This window comes from Streptomyces sp. SID1328, from assembly GCF_009865595.1.
GTDB lineage: Bacteria > Actinomycetota > Actinomycetes > Streptomycetales > Streptomycetaceae > Streptomyces > Streptomyces griseoluteus.
The window spans coordinates 1-3085 of the sequence record NZ_WWKH01001060.1 but is presented as its reverse complement, the minus strand read 5'-3'; the positions used below and the strand labels follow the sequence as shown (position 1 = coordinate 3085).

Annotated in this window: 4 protein-coding genes; 2 read left to right on the top strand and 2 right to left on the bottom strand. The window is 74.3% G+C overall.

Going from position 1 to position 3085, the window contains the following annotated elements; translation table 11 throughout:
- Positions 1 to 332 (bottom strand): solute carrier family 23 protein (locus GT030_RS34130; RefSeq protein ID WP_272920744.1); only part of this gene is annotated, 332 nt, incomplete at its 3' end.
- Between the two features lie 222 nt (positions 333 to 554).
- Here GT030_RS34130 and GT030_RS34125 point away from each other — a divergent pair.
- Complete coding sequence (locus tag GT030_RS34125) at positions 555 to 1013, top strand: acyl-CoA thioesterase (RefSeq protein WP_161204377.1); 459 nt, start codon at positions 555 to 557, stop codon at positions 1011 to 1013.
- Here the strand turns inward: GT030_RS34125 and GT030_RS34120 are convergent.
- Entirely contained in the window at positions 973 to 2187 is a 1215-nt protein-coding gene (locus tag GT030_RS34120) for an MFS transporter (RefSeq protein ID WP_161204376.1), read from the bottom strand. The genes GT030_RS34125 and GT030_RS34120 overlap by 41 nt on opposite strands.
- A gap of 121 nt (positions 2188 to 2308) precedes the next feature.
- Between GT030_RS34120 and GT030_RS34115 the strand changes: the two genes are divergently transcribed.
- Positions 2309 to 3085, top strand: a 777-nt coding sequence (locus GT030_RS34115) for an ROK family transcriptional regulator (protein WP_161204375.1), incomplete at its 3' end; no start/stop codon positions are given.

Here is a 3085-nt window from a genome sequence, read left to right as displayed (position 1 = left end):
GCGCCGGTCACGGTCGCGCTGCTGCCGCCGTCCGCGCGGATCACCGCGGCGACGCCCACGAAGGACAGCGAGCAGCCCAGGTAGCTGGGGACCCGGCCGCGCGTGGCGAGCAGGAAGATCACCGTCGCCACACCCGACATCATGATCGCCAGGTTGGGGTCCAGGCCCATGAGCACGGGGGCGACGAAGGAGGCGCCGAACATCGCCACGACGTGCTGGGCGCCCAGGCCCACCGTGCGCGGCCAGGTCAGCCGTTCGTCGGGGCGTACCACTGCTCCGGGTGCGGGTGACTTCCCATCCCCGTGCAGCTTCCAGCGCACGCCGAGGTCCATGGTGGGGTTTCGCTTTCTCTGTACTGAAGACGGTCCGCACCATTGTCAGGGGTACGGAGGTGCGCTTCGCGCCCGTGGTGCCTCCCGCACGCCGGGAACGGGTGTCCGGGGACCCCGGCCTGACCAGGGGAGTTCCCTCCGGGAGGTCCTGAGCGGTCGCTTAGTATGGTCGGGTCCGGGGGCGTTGCGCCGCCCCGCCCGACACGCTCAGGAGCCCCGCCCGTGACCGCCGAAGCCCCGACCGCCCCCACCGTCCCGTACGGCCAACTCGTCCCCGTAGCCGTGCACTTCGACGACCTGGACGCGCTCGGGCTGCTGCACAACGCCCGCTACCCGCTGCTGGTCGAGCGCGCCTGGACCGAGCTGTGGAACGCCCGCGGGGTCCGCTTCGACGGCGACTGGGCGGCGGCCGGCGACGCCTGCAACGCGGTCCGCGAACTCGTCATCGGTTATGAGGCGCCCGTCACTCGCCCCGGCACCTACGCCGTCCACCTCTGGCTGGAGCGGCTCGGCACCACCGGCCTCACCTACGGCTTCCGGCTCTGCTCGGCCGACGGCGCCACCACCTACGCGCGCGGCACCCGTGTCCTGGTCCGGCTGGACGCGGACACGCTGCGGCCCGCGCCCTGGAGCGAGGGGTTCAGGCAGGCGGGCCGGGAACTGCTGCGGCCTGCCGGCTGACCTCGCCGCCGCCCCCGCGCTCGGCGGTGCGCAGCACGCCCGCGAACGCGGCCAGGGCGCAGGCCAGCACGGTCACCACGACGAACGACACGGTCAGGCTGGTCGCCTGCGCCACCCCGCCGATCAGGCTCGGCGCGATCAGCCCCGAGGTGTAGGTGATCGTGGCCACGCCCGCGATGGCCTGACTCGGGTTGGGCCCCGAGTGCCCCGCCGCCGCGAAGCACAGCGGGACGACCACCGCGATGCCGAGCCCCATCAGCGCGAAGCCGGTCATGGCCAGCGGGGGCCGGTCCGCGAGGACCACCAGCAGGCCGCCCACCCCGGCGAGCAGGCCGCCCGCCCGGACCGTGCGCACCGCGCCGAAGCGGTTCACCACCGCGTCCCCGGCGATCCGGGCGACGGCCATGGTCAGCATGAAACCGGTCGTGGTCGCCGCGGCGAGACCCGGCGAGCCGTCCAGCCGGTCCCGCAGGAACACCGCGGACCAGTCCAGGCTCGCCCCCTCCGCGAACACCGCGCAGAAGCCGACCGCACCGATCAGCAGGGCCGAGCGGGGCGGCAGCGCGAACCTCGGCGGCGGCTCCTCGTCCTCGGCGGGCTGTACGTCCAGCACCCAGGCGCAGGCCACCTGGCCCAGCAGGGTGAGCACGGCGGCGGCCAGCAGATGGTGCAGCCGGGCGTCCGAGCCGAGATGCGCGGCCAGCGTGCCCGCGGCCGAGCCGATCAGCGCGCCCGTGCTCCACATGCCGTGCAGCCCCGACATGATCGACTTGCCGAGCAGCCGCTCGATCTCCACGCCGAGCGCGTTCATCACCACGTCCGCCATGCCGGAGGCCGCGCCGTAGGCGAACATCCCCAGGCACAGCGTGAGCAGGTTCGGCGCCAGCGAGGGCAGCACCAGGGAGAGCGTCCACAGCGCGAGCAGCCCCCGCAGCGCCGTACGGCTGCCGAAGCGGTGGCTGATCCGGCCCGCCAGCGGCATCGCACAGGAGGCCCCGAGCGCGGTGAAGGCCAGGGCGAACCCGAGCTGGCCCGCGCTCAGCCCGGCGTGATCCTGGATCCAGGGCACGCGGGTGGCGAAGGAACCCGTCACCGCGCCGTGCACGGCGAACACGGCCGCCACGGCGTACCGGGCGCGCCTGACCTCCCCGGCCGGCCGGCTCACGTCATCCATCTTCACGTCCCTCCCCAGGGAGTCGCCCGCTGTACCGCCATCGGCACCCGCGCAAACTATCAGGGACCCTGCCTGATAGATAGAGTGCTTCCGGCAGCCCGCTTCTGGGAGGATTCCCGTCATGCCCGCATCACCGAGCACCGCACGGGCCATCAACGACCGGCTCGCCCTGCGGCTGCTGCAGCAGGAGGGCCCGCTGACGGCGGGACAGCTCAAGCAGCTCACCGGACTGTCCCGGCCCACCGTGAGCGACCTCGTCGAACGCCTCACCGTCTCCGGCCTGATCCGGGTGGTGGGGGAGTCGGGGGAGCAGCGCCGCGGTCCCAACGCCCGGCTGTACGGCATCGCCGCCGACCGCGCCCACCTGGCTGCCCTCGACGTCCGCACCGGGGGAGTCCTGGTGCTCGTCTCCGACCTGGTCGGGCGGGTGCTCGCGGAGGTGGCCGTGCCCATCGACGCGGGGAGCGGCACCGGACCCGCCGTCGAGCAGGCGGTCGCGGCCGTGGAGGAGGCGGCACGGAAGGCCGGCCCGGACGCCTGGGCCGGCCTGCACACCGTCGGCATCGGCGCGCCCGGTCTGGTCGACCCCGCCACGGGTGACCTGCGCGACTCCAGCGGGCTGCCCGCGTGGCACCGCAGTCTGGTCGCCGCGCTCCAGCGGCGGTTGCCGAAGGCGCGGGTCACCGTCGAGAACGAGACCAACCTCGCCGCCCTCGCCGAGCAGCGCGAGGGCGCAGCCCGTGACCGGGAGACCTTCGTGCTGCTGTGGCTCGGGCACGGGGTGGGCGCCGCCGTCGTCCTCGACGGCCGGCTCCGCCGGGGTGCCTCCGGCGGTACCGGCGAGATCGGCTTCCTGCCCGTCCCCGGCACCGGCTCGCTGCCCTCCGCCACCGACTGC